The organism is Desemzia sp. C1 (genome assembly GCF_020882875.1).
In the GTDB taxonomy this organism is placed as follows: domain Bacteria; phylum Bacillota; class Bacilli; order Lactobacillales; family Carnobacteriaceae; genus Desemzia; species Desemzia incerta.
Genome location: NZ_JAJIZP010000003.1, coordinates 1,679,422 through 1,697,303 on the forward strand (window position 1 = coordinate 1,679,422; position 17,882 = coordinate 1,697,303).

Consider the following 17,882-nt stretch of genomic DNA (forward strand, 5'->3'; position numbering starts at 1 on the left):
CGAAACCAAAATTCGTAAAAATGAAGGAGCTGGGAGTTATTTCCCAGCTCCATCTCTCAGGAATTTAATAGGTGACTTTTGGTTGTTTCATTCCTGCTAAGTACCCCATGACATATCCACTGACCAGTAGAGGAATCCATTCCAATTGATAAGAGTAAAGTGGTAATATTTTTAGCCAATCTGCTTGAAGCCAACCATTTGCATGGACCATGGAAAGTAAACTGATAAGAGAAACTACTATAACCGGTATTTGCAAACTGAGGCGTGGTGAGGGAATGAAGTACGTAAACAAAAGAAGCAAAACCGTGCTCATTGCGATTGGATAAATCACATTTAAAACAGGTACACTTGTTTTGATGACTTGATCCAAACCTTGGTTAGCTAATATGAATGAGACGATTGTAAATAGTACTGCAAAAGTTTTATAAGAAATCTTTGGAAACAAACTATTAAAGTATTCACTGACTGCTGAAATCAAGCCTGTAGCTGTTGTCAAACAGCTTAAGAAAACGATTGTTCCAAGCAAAATAATCCCTAAAGCACCGAAGGCTTCATTTGAGACATATTGCAATAAAAAAGTACCGAGATTTTGTTTCTCAGGAAGACCGGTATTCAACATCATCCGGTTACCCATCCAACCTAAACCGACATAAACCAGGCCAAGTAATAGAGCAGCTAGAAACGATGATTTCACAGTTCCAATCAGCAAATCCTTCCGATTCGTTACTCCTAAATTTCGTATAGAATTCAAAACGATAATAGAAAAAGCAATTGCCCCGATGGCATCCATCGTCAAGTAACCTTCAGTAAAGCCTATAATGGAAGGAGCTTGCAATTCAAATGAAACATCAGCTGCTTGAGGATCGTTTGAATAGTACATCGTTATTGTTCGAATAATAAGGATAAGAATCGTTACTAATAAAGTAGGCGTTAAATATTTTCCTATATTATCTGCTAAGCTGTTCGGGTTTAGTGCCACAAATAAAACCAATAAAAAGAAGAGCACTGAAAAGAAAAATAAACTCATGCTTGTCGATTGTTGTAAAAAAGGAACAACACCAATTTCATAAGCCGTTGTTGCTGTTCTGGGAATGGCGAAAAACGGGCCAATCGTTAAGTAAACAACGATTAAAAAAATAATGGAATATACCGGATGAATCTGTTTCAATGATCCTCTATATCCGTTTTCTGAAATAGAACCGACAATGACACTTAATAAAGGAAGACCGACACCGGTCAAAATAAAGCCTAAAATAGCTGATAAAAAATATTCTCCACTTTGAAAACCTAAAGCGGTTGGAAAAATCAGGTTTCCAGCACCAAAAAACAGCGCAAAAAGCATAAAACCAACTACAAATATATCTTTTCTTTGCATTAAATTGCCTCCAATGAAAATTAAACTAATTACATGTATCAATACACAATAGTAGGAATATCTCAGAAATGGCGCGAATAGTCAATATGCATAAAAATATAACGTGCGAAATTGAATCAACAATGGACGAGTATAGATATTTATTTTAATGAATACAGAAAACGCTGGATTCTTTAAATAAGAACCCAGCGTTTAATAAAATAGAAGATCAGTATACATTCTCCATCATCGAAAAACATATTCCAAGACTTGCACAGCTTGATCAATCGATTCCACTGTTACATTGGCTTTGTTAGACAATTCTTTCAAGGGATGGATCAACTTTTCAGGGCGAACAATAATCAAGGGTTTACCCGTGTTGACAGCTGCAGCAGCATCCATCGCCGTGTTCCATTGACGATATTCTTCTCCAAATAGAGCAATAACGATGTCCGCTTTTTGCATCAATACTTGAGTCCTGAAGTTATTGATATCACTGGCTGCTTGGTCTTTAAACAAATTGTTGGGTTGTTTTCCTAATACTTCTTCTCCGATGTTGTCAGATAGATCATGATTGGTTTGCGGACCTACAAAGGAATAAGGCAAGTTCTTTTCTTTTACTAGTTTGATGATATCTTCACGCCAATTATCGTGAATTTGTCCTGCTAAATAGACAGTTAAATCCATAGTATCTCTCCTTTTAGATGTATTACTTCTATCATATAGTATTTGGAACTAGTTTGCTGAAAATAAGAGTTGTTGATAAGGAGAAGTATTTAAGTTACAATAAGTAAGTAAATTGAAAAGGGTGAAATAACGCAAACGACAAGGAGTGTTGATATGCAAGTAGAGTTTTTTCATGATGTGATTTGCAGTTTTTGTTTTCCAATGTCTTATCGAATGAGAAAAGTAGCGAAGAAATATCCAAAATTAGACATCGTGCACCGGTCATTTGCTTTAGGATGGGAAAAAGAGCAATTTGTTCAAATGTTTGGTTCACATGAAGCTGTAAAACCTGAAGTGATGCATCATTGGGAAAGTGCCAATCAAAATGATGACGAACACCGATTTAATATCGAAGGAATGAAAGAGCAAGATTTCTTATTTCCAACCTCTAAAAATGGATTGAAAGCTGCTAAAGCTGCGGGGATCATAGCTGATCAAGAATCGTATTGGGATGTTTTCGACGGTTTACAACATGCGTTGATTGTGGAAAACAAAGATATTTCCGACTTAACGGTTATTGAAGCAGTCATCAAACAAACGTCTATTGATTTTGATGCGTGGAGAACTCAGTTTGAAGATCCTGAAACCGAACAAGCCGTTAGAGAAGATCTCCAAAGAGTTCAGGATTACGGTATCCAGGGAGCACCTGCAGTAGTGGTGAATCAAAAATATTTGATCAGCGGAGCGCAACCGCAAGAAGTCATTGAGCAAACGATTGAAAAAATCGCTGAAGAAGAAGGGTTCCAGTTAAAAGGATTAGAATTGATGGGAACGGATGCGTCAGCTTGCAATATGATTGATGGCCAATGGATCTGTGACTAACTATTTTGTACTAAAAAGCTTAAGTTTATTCTAGTAAAGGTTTTAAATCTTTACTAGAATAAACTTAAGCTTTTTTTTGTTAGCAACGGAAGATTGAATTAGCGAATCAATATATAGGATACCATTGTACTCGGACCAATTGTTTTGTTAAAATTCAATTAGGATAACATACGTAAAGAAGTGCTGGAGCAATATAGGAGAAATTGGTTCAGCACATCCTTAATTACATATCAAAAGCTCCATCAAAAAAAGAAGTTCAATTGAACTTTGGAAAGTTGGGTATAAGTTATGAGGGGTAGGATAAAAAGAATCTTAGGTATCGGTGCGGCGTTGTTGCTGAGTTTAGCCTTTGGAGAAACGGTTTTTGCGGAAAATGAATTGTCGGATATAAAAATTGAGATAGAGTTGCTGGAAGATGGTTCAGGGGTGGTGAAAGAGTACCGTCAGATGAATATGGACGAAGGAACGGAATTGTTTATTGTATTAGAAGAAATGCAAGATTCAGAGTTGCTGGGGTTTCAAGTAGCAGGCTTTGAAGAAGTGGCAGAGTGGGATTCAGATGATTCCAGAGAAGAAAAAGCTGGGAAATATGGTGTCATTGAGACAGATGACGGATTAGAATTGGTGTGGGGTATCGGTGACTATGGACCAAATGAGTATCACATTTCTTACGCTTTATCCAATTTGGTGCGTGAACTAGAAGATGGACAAGCTTTATTATGGAATTTTGACACATTTTCTGATATACCGGCAGAAAATTTAACGGTGGAGATTTCTGGTCCTGAACCTTTTACGGAAGACAATGTCCGTTTTTGGGGATTTGGATTTGAAGGGGATATCGAATTGGTAGACGATAAAATCGTTTGGCAAGCCGATGAAGAAGTGGATGACAGTAATGATGTAACGGTGCTGTTACAATTTCAGCCAGGATTTTTCAATACTCAAGTCAGTGTGGATGATACTTTAGAAGAACAACGAGAAATGGCTATGAATGGGTCGGCGTACAATGATCCTTCCGATGCTATCCCTATAGCCATCGCAATTGGCATGGCAGTGGTTGGTGGAGGAGCCGCTGTAGGGGCAACAGCGTTTGCCGTCAAAGTGAATAAAGCCAAAAAAGAAGCAGGGCGGATGCGTTCTGGTTTAGAAAGAATGAAAGACAATAAAGGAATTTTATATGAGGAAATACCCTATTACGGAGAAGATATTGCAGGCATCGCATACTTGCTGCAAGATTTCCAGAAGGGCTATTTTGAAGACTATTTCTCCGCTTATTTACTGAAGTGGGTCACTGAGGAACGTATCTTGATCAATGCTTCTAAAGATGATTCTATTTTTGGAGAAAAATTTGATACAGAGATCACTATTCAACAGTATGAAGAAGAACGTCGATTGCATCCAGAGTCATTTTCAGATCATGTAGAAAATTTAGAGACTAGCAATGAGTCTTATGAAATGGGATTATGGTTGATGCTGTTAGATGCAGCAAACAGCAATGGAGTAGTCGGGGATGACAGAATCAAAAAATGGGCTAAAAAGAATGCAAAAGAAGTGGAGACCTTTGCAAATTATTTAACGACTTATTCAACAGAGTATCTAGAAAAAGAAAAGCTGGTTTCTTTTAAAGAAATCAAGGTTTGGGGAACTAAGCATTTAGTTGCAGTCGCTAGTCCGGAAGGAGATCAGTTATTCGATCGTTTAGTACAATTCGATAATTATTTGGAAGAAATTGAGTTAGAAGGGTTTGCAAACAGAGAAAATCCATTCAGTGTGGAAGAGTTTCTGTTATGGAACATTTTATATGCCAGAAGTGAGGAAATCACTGCCCAGTTTAAAGAAATGGTTCCCGACCCAATAAACGATGATTACGGATATGATGATGGGAATTTCATTTATCATTATTGGTATTGGAATGGCATGACAGGATTCAGAAGCAACTGGTCTGACGGTTTGGCTAGTGGAGGATTTTATTCTAGTACTTCATCAGGAGCATCCGGAACTGGAGGAGCGACTTCCTTTGGCGGCGGAGCAGGTGCTGGTGGAGGCGGCGGAGGGGGAGCTCGATAAAAGAGACTCCAACAATGCAGCATACAACGTCAAAAAACTTTCATATAGCGGGGAGATCAAATGATCAGACACTTAACTTTTTCAGACGGGGTGGAGCTTAACCGGTTGAATCAAGATCAATTAGGATACACTATTCCTTTGTCTTCAACACAAGAAAAGCTGAAACGATTGTTGGAGGATACCCAGCATCATTACTTTTTAGCTTTTGAAGAAGAAAGCATTAAAAAGGTAGCAGGATATGTTCATGCGGAAGTTTATGAAAATACGTACGCTGAACCCATGTTCAATGTCATGGCACTCGCAGTAGACAAAGAGTATCAACATAACGGTATAGGAACTTTGTTGATGAAGCAGTTAGAGCAAGAAGCTAAAGCAAGAGGCTACAGTGGGATTCGGTTGAATTCAGCTGAACATAGAAAAGAAGCGCATAAATTCTATGAACATATTGGTTATAAAGCAGACAAATTACAGAAAAGATTTTTCAAAGAGTTATGAACATAAAAAAAGAAAGCTGGATTCAGCTTTCTTTTTTTGTGTTTGTAGAATGAAGATAGTATGTGCTTAAGCAGTTAATAAGTTTTTTTGTACGCATAAACCACAAGCGGCTAAGGCACCATTTGTAGTAGAGTAAGGTTTTATTTCAATGCTTAACTTGCGTTCTGCAGCTAATATCATGACATGCCGATCAGAGTGTTCTTTTAAAAGAACTATCAACTGCGGCTCATCGAACAGCTGACCATGAACGATCATCGTTTTTGTATCAATCATCATAGAAATATTGTTGATGGCAATAGACAAATATTTAATAGCGTTATGCAGGATCGTTATTACCCCTTCATCACCTAAAGCATAAGCACGTAAAATGGTTTCAATGGTAATATCCCCAGGGGTGTCAGCCAGTTGACGAAGATAAGTGTTGTCAAAGTTTTGATAAAGAATCTGTGATTTTTTGATGATCCATGCTTCACTGGCATATGTTTGGAGACATCCTCTTTTTCCACATTCGCACAGTTCGCCATCTGGATGAGAAATTGTGTGGCCGATCTCGCCTGCCAATACATTGTTTTTTCCATAAAGTTCTCCTTCGCAAATGCAAGAACAAAACATTCCGCGGCCTACGTGGAGCACAGCGAAATTATGATCTCTATGGCATTCCGCAAAAATACGTTCTGCTAACGCCATGCTTTGTACGTTGTTTTCAAAATAAATGGGTAAAGGACTGTTGTCCACTAATTCTTTTAAGGTGAATGTTTTCCAAAAAGGATTATTGGTTAATATGGTACAGCTCTGTTTATCAAAGTGACCCGGTAATGCTACACCAATGGCTTCAGGGTTGTATTCTTTACACAACTCCAAAAAAGTACTCAATTCTTTGATGAGTTTGGTGGTGTTCCATGTTTCCTTTTCAGCAGAAGTCTGAAACGAGATGACTTTTTCTTTTACTTTGTTTCCTTTGTTGTCGCTCAATACAAAAGAAAAGAATTTCTCAGACAGCTCAATACCGATGTAATAATTATGTGCATTAGAAATCATCCATAATATTTTTCTGCGTCCAGATTTTGTTTCAGTGGTTACTTCTTCTCCAATCTCATGAATCAAATTTTCTGAAATCAATTGACCGGTTATCTCGCTCGTAAGAAAAAAACCAGTCAACAAACAAAAGTGTTGGCTCCAATTACAGTGGTACCTGGAATATTTAATATCAATGAACCGACGATGTTTGGAGTTACTATCGTATTAAATGTCATGTTGTTTGTTCCATTTGTTATTGCACCTATGATCAACGTTGTTGTAGCATACTTGGCCATGTCTTCAGGATTAGTTCCGTTGACTCGAACAGCTGCTTCATGGACGATGCCGCCTATTATCAGTGGTTTCTTAGTAACAGGAAGTATTAGTGGATCTATCCTGCAAATCGTTTTGATTGTCCTAGATGTTCTTCTATACTTGCCGTTTATCTTAGCGGTTGAGAAACGATTCAAAGCTCAAGAATTAGGGAAACTACCTTTAGAAGAAGCCTAAGTAAACAGTAAACTCATACTAGAGTATCGCACCCTTTAAGGTGTGATGCTCTAGTTTTTTTGTTATATTCTAAGAATAGAAGACCACTAGGCGAGAATGATGCGAAAAAGGAGGAAGTTATGATAGATGAAATAGACAGATTTATCCAAAAATTGGCAACAACTAACGTGCCATCAAATGTATATAACCAATATTCTGATGATTATCCAGAAAGTTCCGTCAGACGAAAGAACTTAGGAATTTATTTGCAGCATATGGCAAATGTTAAGCCAAAAATAATGTTGGTAGGAGAAGCGCCTGGTTATAGAGGGAGCCGTTTGACGGGTGTCCCTTTTACAAGTGAATATTTATTGATGCATAATAAGGGAGGGTTGATCCTATTTGGCGAAGAAAACGGCTACCAATTGCCGATAGAGAAAGAAAAATTGTTGAAGGAAGCGACGGCTACGATTATTTGGGAAACGATGCTAAAAGAGGAGTTGGTTTTTCTATCGTGGAATGCTTTTCCGTTTCATCCGCACAGAATAAATGAAGAAAAAAGCAATCGTATGCCTACGAAAAAGGAGTTGATGATAGGGGAGCCCTTCCTTTTAGATTTGGTCCGACTGTATCAAATAGAAGAGATAATAGCTATGGGAAATAAAGCATATGAAAGCTTAACTAAATTAGGTATAAAATGTCAAAAAGTAAGACATCCTGCACAAGGTGGAAAGAAAGAATTTGTTGCAGGAGTGAAACAAATAAAAGAGGATTTAAATTAATCAATAAGAAAGTAGCGGTATATTCGGTTCATCTAGTATCAGACATAAATAATACACTAAAAAAATACTGCTTTAAAACTCTCTAACAAACAAAAAGACACACTAACCAGTGTGTCTTTTTGTAGGAATAGGATAGGTGAATCGTTGATATATTAGCGTTTATTTAAAACACACTAAAATTGGCACGATACTTGCTAATATAATAGTGACGGATGAAACAACTGATACAGTAGAATCAAAACTAGCGAAAAATGAGTCCGTTAAGCAAATGGATACCGATGAACTGCTGCGCCGTTAAAGTCACTTGTTAGTCACGAATATAGTGTGGAAAAAATAAGAGGCATTTAGCGGATAGATGAATCAAGTGAAGTACCTTCGCTTGGTAATCAGGCAGGATTCGATTGAAAGGGGGCGCTTGTCTCAATCAAAAGGGATGAGTCAAATTAGTTAAGCTAGTGTTTCATTCAGGAAAAGCAGTAAGGAAATGAATAAATTATTTAGGAGGTAAAAATATGGTAGGAATTATACTAGCAAGCCATGGCGAATTTGCTGAAGGCATCTTGCAATCCGGAGCAATGATTTTCGGAGAACAAGAAAATGTTCAAGCTATTACATTAATGCCTAGTGAAGGTCCAGAAGATGTAAGAGCTAAGATGGAAGCTGCGATTGCTTCTTTCGACAATCAAGACGAAGTATTGTTCTTAGTTGATTTGTGGGGAGGTACACCATTTAATCAAGCGAACACATTATTTGAACAACACAAAGACAAATGGGCAATCGTTGCAGGATTGAATTTACCAATGCTGATCGAAGCTTACGGTTCTCGTTTATCTATGACCTCTGCTCAAGAGATCGCATCACATATCGTTGAAGCAGGAAGAGACGGAGTGAAGGTGAACCCTGAAAACTTAGCTCCTATAACAGCTACAGTTCCAGTCGCTGAAGATGGACAACCTCAAGCACCGCTTGCGCCAAACACAGTAGTTGGAGATGGAAAGATCAAATTTGTTTTAACTCGTGTAGACTCTCGTTTATTACATGGTCAAGTTGCAACAGCGTGGTCTAAATCAGTAAAACCAAACCGTATTATTGTTGTTTCTGATTCAGTAGCCAATGACGATATGCGTAAGAAATTGATTGAACAAGCTGCTCCTCCTGGAGTTAAAGCCAATGTTATCCCAATCAAAAAATTAGTGGAAATTTCAAAAGATACTCGTTTTGGAAATACAAAAGCTTTGCTATTGTTTGAAAACCCGACAGATGTTATTCGTGCTCTTGACGGAGGCGTTGAGATTGAAGAAGTAAACGTAGGTTCAATGGCTCACTCTGTAGGAAAAGTAGTTGTAAATAAAGTTCTTTCTATGGGACAAGAAGATGTAAAAGCTTTTGAAGATATGAAATCAAGAGGAATCAAATTCGATGTACGTAAAGTGCCTAACGATTCTCGTGCTAATATCGATGAACTTTTGAAAAAAGCAAAAACTGATTTAGCAAAAGCTTAATCAATAAATAGAAATAAATTAATTAGGAGGGCTATTATGTCTATTATATCAATTATTTTAGTAATACTTGTTGCTTTTCTAGCCGGTATTGAAGGAATCTTAGATGAATTCCAATTTCATCAACCTCTAGTAGCATGTACTTTGATCGGATTAGTAACAGGAAATTTAACAGCTGGTATCGTTCTTGGCGGTACTCTTCAAATGATCGCACTTGGATGGGCTAACATTGGAGCAGCCGTAGCACCCGATGCTGCATTAGCATCTGTTGCATCAGCAATTATTTTGGTTTTAGGTGGACAAGGAGTAGCTGGTGTTCCAGCAGCTATCGCTATCGCAGTTCCTCTTGCAGTTGCAGGACTTTTCTTGACAATGGTTGTTCGTACGTTGGCTGTTCCTATTGTACATGCAATGGATAAAGCAGCTGAAGATGGAGACTTTAGAAAAATTGAGATTTTACAAGTTGCAGCTATCTGTATGCAAGGTGTTCGTATTGCAATTCCAGCAGCAGCACTATTATTCATCCCAGCAGCTACAGTTCAAGGTTTCTTGGAATCAATGCCTGCATGGTTAACTGACGGTATGGCTATCGGTGGTGGAATGGTTGTTGCCGTTGGTTATGCATTAGTTATCAACATGATGGCAAACAAAGAAGTATGGCCATTCTTCGTTCTTGGATTTGTAGTTGCAGCTATATCTGAAATCACTCTTATTGGTCTTGGAGCGATTGGTGTAGCTATTGCTCTTGTGTACTTGAACCTTTCTAAAATGGGAGGATCTTCAAGTAACGGCGGTAACAATACAGGTGACCCGCTTGGTGATATCTTAAACGATTATTAATCCTGAAGGAGGAGAAAACGACATGGAAGAAAAAATTACTTTAACTAAAAAAGATCGCTTAGCAGTGGCATGGCGTTCAACATTTATCCAAGGTTCTTGGAACTATGAACGTATGCAAAACGGCGGTTGGGCATTTTCAATGATTCCAGCCATTAAAAAATTGTACAAATCAAAAGAGGACCGCTCATTAGCATTGAAACGTCACTTAGAATTCTTTAACACACATCCGTATATCGCTTCACCTATTCTTGGTGTTACTTTAGCTCTTGAAGAAGAACGTGCAAATGGCGTTCCAGTTGATGATGTAGCTATCCAAGGGGTTAAAGTTGGTATGATGGGCCCTCTAGCCGGTGTTGGTGACCCAGTGTTCTGGTTTACTGTACGTCCGATGTTAGGTGCTTTAGGAGCTTCATTAGCAATTGGCGGAAACATCTTAGGACCAATCTTGTTCTTCGTAGCTTGGAACTTAATTCGTTGGGGATTCATGTGGTATACACAAGAATTCGGTTATAAAGCCGGTTCTAAAATCACAGAAGACCTTTCAGGTGGTTTATTGCAAGACATTACTAAAGGAGCATCTATATTAGGGATGTTTGTACTGGCAGCATTAGTACAGCGGTGGGTATCCATCAACTTCAAACCTGTCGTCTCTGAAGTTCAATTAGACGAGGGAGCTTTCATCAAATGGGATGAACTTCCAGCAGGCGGAGAAGGAATGCGTCAAGCCTTTGAACAAGTAAATTCAGGGATGTCGCTATCTCCAACTAAAGTAACTACTTTACAAAACAACTTGGATCAATTGATTCCAGGACTAGCACCATTATTACTAACATTGTTCTGTATGTGGTTATTGAAGAAAAATGTCAGCCCTATCGTTATCATCCTTGGTCTATTTGTAGTAGGTATCGGTGGACATTTAATCGGTCTTTTATAATAAAAGCAATAAGCATCAGTCGATTGAATTCTATAAAATGAATAATATATCACGCAAAAAATGGCTGGGATTCTTTATCTCAGTCGTTTTTTTGTAGCCTAATTCGATAAAGAAACGTATAATGAATGTAACAAGATAAATGAAATGGAGCGGTCAGAATGGTTCAATCAATTAATACAAAGGTAGATTTGGTAATCGACGCTACCGCTTTTACAGGGTTAACAGATTATGGAAAAATCATGATTGGTGATAAAGGTTTCGAATTTTATAATACACGTGACCCGCGCAAGTTTATTCAAATCCCTTGGGAAGAAGTAAATTTAGTAATTGCCTCTGTAATGTTCAAGGGAAGATGGATTCCTCGTTATGCGATTGAAACTAAACAAACAGGAACGTATACTTTCTCTTCGAAGAATCCTAAAAAAGTACTTCGTGCAATAAAAGAGTATGTAGATCCAGATCATATGGTGCATTCTTTGAGTTTTTTCGAGGTAGTGAAACTTGGTGTGAACTCTCTATTTAAAAAGAAGTCTTAATTTCAGTACAAAAAACAGTTTAAAAGCCGTTAAAATACTTGTTATTTTAACGGCTTTTTGTTCGCCCAGCATGGGCGAACTCTAACGGGTGCAAGTCCCGAATGCGACCTGACAGTGGTAAGCATATAGCTGACGGCAAGGGTGTCCACCGTGAGGTGGAATCTGAAGGAAGCCTAAGGCAAAACTCTGGTCTGACGAACAGAAATCACATAAGAGGTGAGTCGAGTGGATAAGGCTGCGAAAGAAGCTAAAGTCCGATAACTGTCCTAACTCGAAGCATAAATGTGGCAGATAGATGGAGTGAAAGAGTTCGCACCTTAACTGGGGAGGTCTCATGACGTTATACCAAATACACTTAGTGATAAGTGCTTGACTCATGAGAAGTCAGCAGAGGTCGTAGTAGTGAAGACAGCTAGTGAAAGCTAGAAAGAGCGAAGGACCGAACAATTTTATCGTTACAAACATCTTTATTGGAGGCCGCCAAAGACTATTGGCTACGACAGCGTAAAAGTAGATAGCTGCCTTACGAGAGCAGAAAAGGAGTAACAAGCATGCAGGAAAACAGGACACTGGATAGAATCCTATCCAGAAATAATTTAAACGAAGCCTTTCGACAAGTGGAACGGAATAAAGGTGCCGCAGGCATTGACGGTATGTCTATCGAAGAGGCTAAAGAATATCTTCGTCAGCACAAAGAAGAGCTTATTCAGACTATTCGTCAACGTCACTATCAACCTAAACCTGTCAGAAGAGTAGAAATACCTAAACCATCGGGTGGGGTCAGACTACTGGGTATACCGACAGTGGTTGACCGAGTTATTCAACAAGCGATTGCACAAGTTCTCACACCCATTTTTGACGAACACTTCCACAACAGTAGTTATGGATTCCGTCCAAACCGCAACGCCCATATGGCTATAGCGCAAGGGCTAAGAGATATGAACGAAGGTTATCACTGGATTGTCGACATTGATTTAGAGAAGTTCTTTGACACTGTTAACCATGATCGACTGATGAATCTAGTTTCTCGGAAAATAACCGATGGTGATGTGATATCATTGATTCGGAAATATCTCGTGAGTGGCATTATGGTAAACGGAGAATATGAGGAAAGTCCAGTTGGCACTCCCCAAGGGGGAAACCTCTCGCCATTATTGAGTAATATCCTCTTAAATGAACTCGACCAAGAACTAGAGAGAAGAGGTCTACACTTCGTGCGATACGCAGATGACTGCATTATCCTCGTTAAGAGCGAATTCGCAGCAAGGCGCGTAATGCGTTCGGTTACACGATATATTGAGGAAACTCTGGGTTTAACTGTGAACACGAGTAAATCGAAAATCATTAAACCTAATGACCCAACCTTTAAATTCTTGGGATTTGGATTCTATTGGTCGAAAGCAGATAAAGGCTATCAAGCAAAGCCTCATGCCATATCAATCGAGACGTTTAAATATAAGCTTCATCAGCTAAGCAAGAAAAGCTGGGGCATTGATATGGCTTACCGCATCGTTAAATTGAATCAAGTCATCAGAGGATGGGTGAACTATTTCAAAATAGGTAATATGCACACAAAACTCAAGAAAATAGCGAGTCATCTTCGTTATCGACTGAGGATGTGTATCTGGCACCAATGGAAAACAGCCAAAAATCGAAGAAGAGCCCTCACTAAACTAGGGATGAGCGACTACAACGCCTACATGAATAGCCACAGTTCCAAAGGAACTGCCCGAATAGCCCTGTCCTGGGTTATGACAACCACAGTAACCAATAAGATACTAGCCTTCAAAGGTCTAGTATCTCCAGATAGTTACTATTTAAGACAAAAGCATGTTATATGAAATTGAACCGCCGTATACCGAACGGTACGTACGGTGGTGTGAGAGGACGATAAATAAATTAATTATTTATCTCCTACTCGATTGCTCATAGTTGCTTAGGGAAATGATTATCGGTAAACTAAAAGGGATAGGAAATGTAACTTTTGAAACTCAAGAATTAATGGATTCTGCAAAAATGGATGAAGGTACAGTAACTGGAGAAGTAACTGTAGCTGAATAATCTGAAACTTAGAATGAGTATCCTGCCTTTAGTAAGAATGGCAGGATATTTTTTTATCTAAAATATTTTGAATCAATTAGGAATCGCAGTCAAGGAGCGTGAATTATATGAAATCAAAAGATGTATTATTACTGTTAACAGATGATTGGGCAGATTGGGAAGCTGCCCAAGCTATAGCAGAAATCAATTCTGTGCCTCAATATACAGTAAGGACCATTGCAGTGGATAAAGAATCAAAAACTTCTATTGGAGGACTGAGGACTGAAATTGATTTTTCAATAGCAGAGTACATAGACTTTGGCAATTTGGCTATGGTGATTTTACCTGGAGGATTTTCTTGGCACAAAAAGCGTCATAAAGAAATTGCTGCTTTTATTCAGCAGGTAACGAGTTCTGATATTCCTATAGCGGCTATTTGTGGAGCAACCGTTTTCCTTGGCAGCCATGGCTTTTTGGATAAAGTGAATCATACAGGCGACAGTAAAGATTTTTTCAAAGAATATACTGAATACCAAGGGGAAAGTCGATTTGTAGAAGCTCAGGTGGTACGTGACAGAAATATAATAACAGCCAATGAAACAGCTTCTCTTGAGTTTGCTTATGAAATCTATAAGCTCTTGGAAATCGACACTGTAGAAGCTATAGAAGATTGGTACGATAATTTTAAACGTGGTTTCGTTCGGTAGACAAAAGGATACTATTCAATGTCTTATGCAGTTGAATAGATTATTGTTATAATAATGAACAAGATCAGTTTGAAGGAGATGAAATGAATGGAAAAAGTTGCTTTAGCAGATGGATTTGAAATACCTATAGTAGGAACAGGGACGAATACTCATGGAAAAGAAAATAATCAATACAATGGAGAGTTGAACGGGAATTTCAGTGCGTTGAAGTCAGCTATAGAAGCTGGATACCGATTGATCGATACAGCTATTTCTTATCGAAATGAAGCGGGTGTTGGAAAGACGGTTGCAGAAAGCGGAATACCTCGTGAAGAATTTTATTTAACGACAAAAATACCTTCTGAAGATAGTTATATTGGATCAAAAGAATTAGTGGAACAAACGATTTTAAACAGTCTAGAAAATTTAAGAACAGACTATATTGATTTGTATTTGGTTCACCATCCTATCGAATCTATCGAAAAATTAAAACATACTTGGGAAGTTCTGGAAACATTTGTAGATAAAGGACAAATCAAGTCTATCGGAGTGTCAAATTTCACAATAGAAATGTTAGAAACGGTAAAAAGTTTTGCTCGTATCCAGCCTGCTGTCAATCAGATTCAATCCAATCCTCACACATGGAACGATGAAGTAATCGATTATATGAAAAATAATGATATCATTGCGGAAGCGTGGGGGCCGTTAAGCCGAGTAACGGACGAACAAAAAGCTCGTCTAGAAAAAATCGGTGAGAACTATGGGAAAAACTGGGGACAAGTTCTGCTCCGTTACCAGATCCAACGTGGAGTGGTCGTCATTCCAAAATCACATAATAAAGAAAGACAACTGTCCAATCTAGATATCTTTGATTTTGACTTAACAGTCGAGGACACGGTAATCATTAAGTCTCTATAAGCAAAACACTGCATTCGTATTGAATGCAGTGTTTTTACATATCAGATTCAGGTATCCAATGTAAAGTAGGTTCATACCGATAAAGAGAAAGATCGATTTTTCCAGTTTCAGTAAAAAGAATTCCTTCAGAAGATAACCGGTCTTTTTGAGAAAACATTTTGTCTGCTGAAGCAATTTCTCCTTTAGCATTAATGACTCGATGCCAAGGTAGTTGATGCTTACGGCTCATGGAATGCAAAACCCGTACCACTTGTCTAGCACCGCGCGGATTGCCGGCAAGTGCAGCAATTTGGCCATATGTCATCACTTTTCCTGCAGGTATAGATTGGATAATGAGAAGCACACGTTCTGTAAATAATGTCATAAAGAGACCTCTTTTCCTCTAAGATAATTCACTCCTGTATATGAGGCTATGTTGAATTGAGTCGATTCCGTTCAAGAAAAAAAACAGCTCGAAACGTTCTTATCAAACGTTTAAAGCCGCTTAAAAACTTATAATTAGAAAAAAGTATTTCTGAGTGTCCCTATTGACTGAATAGAAACTTCGATGATATCCCCAGAAGAAATCCAATTTGAGCCGGGAGCATGCTCTTTAAAACCGCTCATCATACCTAAACCACTGGTAACCCCTTCAGGAGTGCCAGTAAAAATCATATCTCCTGGAGACAGAGTCAGATATTGTGAAAGCATACTGACGATATCCGCAGTGCAAAACAGCATATTCTTCGTATTATTTCTTTGTCGAATATCACCATTTAGAGATAATTGGATATCTAAATGGTCGGGATCAACTTCATCTTTGGTGACCAAGTAAGGTCCTACAGGTGCGAAATAATCGAGCGTTTTACCGGACAGCTTATTCTGTACAGCTTCTTGAATATCACGCGAAGATAAATCATTTCCGATAGTATACCCTAGGATATAGTCAAAGGCGGATTCTTTAGAAACGTTTTTGGCTTTTTTTCCAATTACAATAACCAACTCTGCACCATAATCATACTTTTCAGCAAATGTAGGTAATGGGATGGTTTGATTATGAGCAGCTAGACTATTTTTGAATTTTCCGCCAAAAGAAAGAGCAGTAGGAATATCTCCGTTTTGCTCAGAAGCGTGCATAAGGTAATTGTAATCTATCGTAATGATCTTGTCTGGATCTGTGTTGATCGGCAAAAAACAGATGTTTTCCTCACTGATATAAAAGTCTAATAATGCCTTATCTTGTACTTCTTGAAGTAAATTATTTAATTGATACAATGCTTTTGGTACGTCACTGAGCACTTTCTTCATAGAGTTGGCTGCTGGGATACCAAGTTCTTTTGAAGCATTTTTTACATCTAGTATGCCTTGTTCTGTTTTGATTCCAATTCGTGAAATATTTTGTTTTTTGAAATGGACGATCCTCATAAAATCACCTTCTTGATTTAAGTATAGAATACTTGCTGAAAGATTTCAAAATTGCCTAATTTTTCACAAATCAAAGATACGCTTTTATTTTTCCACTGATATAACGATTGTCTATATAAAAAAGTCCTACTCCTAAAGTGCATGAAACCATCAAATCCAATAAGAAATAATATTCAGGCCATTTTATATAGTAGGAGATCGACCAGAAGTAAACCATTTGAACAATAAAAATCGCATAAGATCTTTTACCAATGAAAACTAAGGAATCTATTATTACACTAGGCGACTTTGTGGAAAAGCAGGTCAAACCTAAATGAAACAAGAATAAAGCATAAAAGAAAGAAAGAGGGTTTTGACCTCTCCAAGAAGTACCAAAGGAATAAAAAGGGACCGACCATTCAAAGTAATGGACGCTGATAAGGTAACAAACACTGAAAAATGCAGCAACTAGTGTCAGTTTCTTAGAGTATGAACGATTTCTGTCAAAAAAATACCAGACTCCTAAAGCTAAAGCGAAAAAATAACGAAAAACCAGCAGCCGATAAAGGTAGCTGGGAAACTCCCAGTAATAAAAAGAATACTCATAAAAGAGATTAATGATAAAGCTGCCACCCAACATAATCAAAGGGGTGGTTTTTCGGCTGAACCAGAAGAGAATAGGCAGTATGAAAATGGCTTGAATCATAATAGAGATATAGTACCCACCAAAACCTCCGCGTCCAATTAAATAGAAGAAAAAAGACCGTTCATCAGGTGTTACCGCAGCTTGCAAAGCGTAAACTATTAATGCAATAGGTAAAAGGCGATAAAATTTTTTCAACAGCATATAAGGTCGATAAAAATCTTTTAAAGATAATATTCCAGAACGAGTATAAGATTGTGAATGATTGTATCCTGATATGATGAGAAAAACAGGAACTGCTTGCAAAATAAAAAAAGGGCCTCCAATTGACCGCAAAGTATCATCTTTCAAACTATGGATGATAACAACAAATAGAATGGAGATGCCTTTCATGATGTCGATATTTTTATTGTATGTCATTGCTGAATGTGTTCCTCCTGTATGGAATCGACCCATCTGCATTAAAGTAAATGCAAGTATGTCTATCCACTAAATCAAAATAGAATCTCCTTTGTAAAAAAGTTTCACTTTATCATAACCAATTTTTTTTCAGAAGTAAATTTATTTTGAAATTCGCTTAAACAGCGATTAAGCTGCAACTTTTGGATTTTTCGCAAAATAACGTTATAATGGAAGAGAGTTAAGTAATTA

Annotated in this window: 17 protein-coding genes and 1 pseudogene; 12 read left to right on the forward strand and 6 right to left on the reverse strand. The window is 37.9% G+C overall.

The features are described 5' to 3' along the window. Positions 1 to 64: 64 nt before the first annotated feature. Together brnQ and LMF32_RS08540 are read right to left on the reverse strand one after the other, a co-directional pair. Complete coding sequence (gene brnQ / locus LMF32_RS08535) at positions 65 to 1,375, reverse strand: branched-chain amino acid transport system II carrier protein (protein WP_230524493.1); 1,311 nt, start codon at positions 1,373 to 1,375, stop codon at positions 65 to 67. 225 nt (positions 1,376 to 1,600) lie between these two features. Continuing rightward, a complete protein-coding gene (locus LMF32_RS08540; RefSeq protein WP_230524494.1) occupies positions 1,601 to 2,041 on the reverse strand; it encodes a YtoQ family protein in 441 nt (146 codons plus the stop codon). Between the two features lie 153 nt (positions 2,042 to 2,194). Between LMF32_RS08540 and LMF32_RS08545 the strand changes: the two genes are divergently transcribed. The 3 genes from LMF32_RS08545 to LMF32_RS08555 all read left to right on the forward strand — a co-directional run bounded on the left by LMF32_RS08545 (position 2,195) and on the right by LMF32_RS08555 (position 5,464). Continuing rightward, positions 2,195 to 2,902, forward strand: coding sequence for a DsbA family protein (locus tag LMF32_RS08545; protein WP_230524495.1), 708 nt, complete (start codon positions 2,195 to 2,197; stop codon positions 2,900 to 2,902). A gap of 288 nt (positions 2,903 to 3,190) precedes the next feature. Continuing rightward, entirely contained in the window at positions 3,191 to 4,969 is a 1,779-nt protein-coding gene (locus LMF32_RS08550) for a DUF2207 domain-containing protein (RefSeq protein ID WP_230524496.1), read from the forward strand. A 60-nt stretch (positions 4,970 to 5,029) separates the two neighbouring features. After that, the gene (locus LMF32_RS08555) at positions 5,030 to 5,464 is read left to right on the forward strand and encodes a GNAT family N-acetyltransferase (protein WP_230524497.1); all 435 of its coding nucleotides are present in this window, start codon (positions 5,030 to 5,032) and stop codon (positions 5,462 to 5,464) included. A gap of 66 nt (positions 5,465 to 5,530) precedes the next feature. Here LMF32_RS08555 and LMF32_RS08560 read toward each other — a convergent pair whose 3' ends face one another. Further along, positions 5,531 to 6,583 (reverse strand): ROK family protein, encoded by a 1,053-nt coding sequence (locus tag LMF32_RS08560; RefSeq protein ID WP_230524498.1) that lies wholly within the window; start codon positions 6,581 to 6,583, stop codon positions 5,531 to 5,533. Positions 6,584 to 6,589: 6 nt separating this feature from the next. Between LMF32_RS08560 and LMF32_RS08565 the strand changes: the two are divergent. The 9 genes and pseudogenes from LMF32_RS08565 to LMF32_RS08605 form a co-directional block, all read left to right on the forward strand. Beyond that, positions 6,590 to 6,991, forward strand: a pseudogene (locus tag LMF32_RS08565) (PTS transporter subunit EIIC); the annotation flags it as partial. Between the two features lie 119 nt (positions 6,992 to 7,110). After that, complete coding sequence (locus LMF32_RS08570) at positions 7,111 to 7,752, forward strand: uracil-DNA glycosylase (protein WP_230524499.1); 642 nt, start codon at positions 7,111 to 7,113, stop codon at positions 7,750 to 7,752. Positions 7,753 to 8,264: 512 nt separating this feature from the next. Then, entirely contained in the window at positions 8,265 to 9,254 is a 990-nt protein-coding gene (locus LMF32_RS08575; protein WP_092480623.1) for a mannose/fructose/sorbose PTS transporter subunit IIA, read from the forward strand. Between the two features lie 36 nt (positions 9,255 to 9,290). Next, positions 9,291 to 10,091, forward strand: a complete 801-nt coding sequence (locus LMF32_RS08580; protein WP_092480624.1) for a PTS mannose/fructose/sorbose transporter subunit IIC — start codon at positions 9,291 to 9,293, stop codon at positions 10,089 to 10,091. A gap of 22 nt (positions 10,092 to 10,113) precedes the next feature. Then, positions 10,114 to 11,025 (forward strand): PTS system mannose/fructose/sorbose family transporter subunit IID, encoded by a 912-nt coding sequence (locus tag LMF32_RS08585; protein WP_188204514.1) that lies wholly within the window; start codon positions 10,114 to 10,116, stop codon positions 11,023 to 11,025. A gap of 158 nt (positions 11,026 to 11,183) precedes the next feature. Continuing rightward, positions 11,184 to 11,561 (forward strand): DUF956 family protein, encoded by a 378-nt coding sequence (locus tag LMF32_RS08590; protein ID WP_188204515.1) that lies wholly within the window; start codon positions 11,184 to 11,186, stop codon positions 11,559 to 11,561. A gap of 551 nt (positions 11,562 to 12,112) precedes the next feature. After that, positions 12,113 to 13,402: a group II intron reverse transcriptase/maturase gene (gene ltrA / locus LMF32_RS08595; RefSeq protein WP_230524382.1), complete on the forward strand. Its 1,290-nt coding sequence runs from the start codon at positions 12,113 to 12,115 to the stop codon at positions 13,400 to 13,402. A gap of 327 nt (positions 13,403 to 13,729) precedes the next feature. Next, a complete protein-coding gene (locus LMF32_RS08600; protein ID WP_230524500.1) occupies positions 13,730 to 14,308 on the forward strand; it encodes a type 1 glutamine amidotransferase family protein in 579 nt (192 codons plus the stop codon). A gap of 87 nt (positions 14,309 to 14,395) precedes the next feature. After that, positions 14,396 to 15,205, forward strand: a complete 810-nt coding sequence (locus tag LMF32_RS08605; protein ID WP_230524501.1) for an aldo/keto reductase — start codon at positions 14,396 to 14,398, stop codon at positions 15,203 to 15,205. 34 nt (positions 15,206 to 15,239) lie between these two features. Here the strand turns inward: LMF32_RS08605 and LMF32_RS08610 are convergent, their stop codons facing one another. The 3 genes from LMF32_RS08610 to LMF32_RS08620 form a co-directional block, all read right to left on the reverse strand. Next, positions 15,240 to 15,569 (reverse strand): MGMT family protein, encoded by a 330-nt coding sequence (locus tag LMF32_RS08610; protein ID WP_230524502.1) that lies wholly within the window; start codon positions 15,567 to 15,569, stop codon positions 15,240 to 15,242. 134 nt (positions 15,570 to 15,703) lie between these two features. Beyond that, positions 15,704 to 16,609 carry a fumarylacetoacetate hydrolase family protein gene (locus tag LMF32_RS08615; protein WP_230524503.1) on the reverse strand — a complete coding sequence of 302 codons (906 nt, stop codon included), beginning with the start codon at positions 16,607 to 16,609 and terminating at the stop codon, positions 15,704 to 15,706. A 70-nt stretch (positions 16,610 to 16,679) separates the two neighbouring features. Further along, positions 16,680 to 17,651 carry an acyltransferase family protein gene (locus LMF32_RS08620; protein ID WP_230524504.1) on the reverse strand — a complete coding sequence of 324 codons (972 nt, stop codon included), beginning with the start codon at positions 17,649 to 17,651 and terminating at the stop codon, positions 16,680 to 16,682. Between the last annotated feature and the right edge of the window lie 231 nt (positions 17,652 to 17,882).